At 48.4% G+C, this 1716-nt stretch carries 1 protein-coding gene; it reads left to right on the top strand.

Annotated elements, in window-relative coordinates; all coding sequences use genetic code 11:
- A partial coding sequence (locus tag KDK17_RS02715; protein WP_257287288.1) for a hypothetical protein occupies positions 1-1716 on the top strand: 1716 nt, incomplete at both ends.

The raw sequence follows: 1716 nt of genomic DNA, 5'->3' as shown, positions 1-1716 counted from the left end.
ATCTGGAAGGTGAGCTGAACGATATTCTGGCCGGTGACGCCCATCCGGGTTTCCACCTGTTTGCGACCATCAACCCGCCTGAGTACAGCGGACGAAAACCGCTATCACCGGCACTGAAAGGGCGCTTCCGACATTTGCCCATCCGGCAATATAACCCGGCAGAGTTGCAGAGCATTGCTGAGAAAGTATTACCACAGACCCTGCAGGGGAAAATCGTGGCTGAAAAACTGACCCGGCAACATTGTCAATTGAGGGCTTGCCTGAAGCAGAAAAACCTGCCGTTGCAGCCCACTAGCCTTGATTTACAGAATGTCGCCAAAGCGGTTTTCAACAAGGGCGATTTTACCGATGACGGACTCCATCAATGCCTCAATCAGCACTACCGGCTTTATCTGATGGCAGCTGACCTCTCGCTGGAGAAACTGCCAGAGTCACCGGCTCTTGCCATAGATAAAAGTGCAGTTCATTCTGAGCTTTGCGAATGGCTCAACCAGATGGTATCGGGCATGGATCGACCCTGGTTAATACGACACAATGATCACAACAGTATTGATGAAAAAAACCATGTAATTTGTATTAACACTCATCAGACTAAAAAGCAGAACAAAACGGAAATCATCACGAGACTGGCTCAAACGGAGTGGCAGGCAGCAGGTCTTTCCCTTAAGCCGGATGAGTCGGACGATATTCTCACCGGGGCACTGTATCGACACTGGCAGCAACACTGGTTTGCTCGTAAGTTTGGCCGGACGGGCATAAACGCCAGTAGCGTGTTCCCCCTGACGGAAGAACAGAAACAGACGTTGAAAATGTCAGCTAACCAGTCTTATCTTCAGGCGGCTGATCAGCGGATAAGGGCGTGGAAAGCCGCTGAAGTTCAGTGTTGGCCTGCTTTCTGGCATCAGATCAGTGATCTGCTGAACCATTTTGTTGACGATTATATTAACGAAGCCTCAGCGGTTGGTGGTGATAAGGCTCCTGTACATGATCTGCCACAAGTCCACGAGAAAGAGGCATCAGCATCAGCTCAGAGGACGAACCATGAGCCACAACCTGTTAACGAAGCGTTGATTATTGGTAGTGATAAGGCTCCTGAAAAATACATTCCGGCAGTTCACATGGAACAGGCTCCGTTATTGAGTCATTTAACGGACTATGAGAACCGGAAGAAGCCAAAAAGAGTCAATCACATAATTTTTGATACGCAGAACTATTCTTCCACTGATTACCGGCGGTGGACAGGGGATATTTATGTGACTGCAGAGGGCAATGTCAAATGTATCAATATCAATGATCAACACATGCAAGGGGTCGAAGTTCTCATACCTGCCCGGTTGCCAGAGCATGATCAGGAATTGACATTAGCCAAAGACCAGACGCTGGCAACCTTTGAGATGAAATCAAGAAATGGTCAATATTACTTACCCAGCCTCACGGTCAACGACTATATCGTAGCCCTGCGCATGGAGCCCGAGTTGCCATTTGCTCTGGTCAGGGATCGATATACCGGGCTTCACACACTCTCTGTTCCAGAGTCGGGAGTCAGCCAGAAAATTAAATTTGCTTATGTCGCAGAGTCCAGAGAAGCAGGCAAAAAAACATGTGACGAGGTAGTCGGACCAGCACAATCAACACGTTTTGACGTCCGCTGTTCAGAAGGTATGAAAACAGTACTGAAGGGAGTGTTAGAGAACATTAAGCAACAACCACCTGAAA

This window comes from Endozoicomonas sp. SESOKO2 (assembly GCF_024606245.1).
Taxonomy (GTDB): Bacteria; Pseudomonadota; Gammaproteobacteria; order Pseudomonadales; family Endozoicomonadaceae; genus Endozoicomonas_A.
This window is presented reverse-complemented; position numbering and strand designations above follow the sequence as displayed.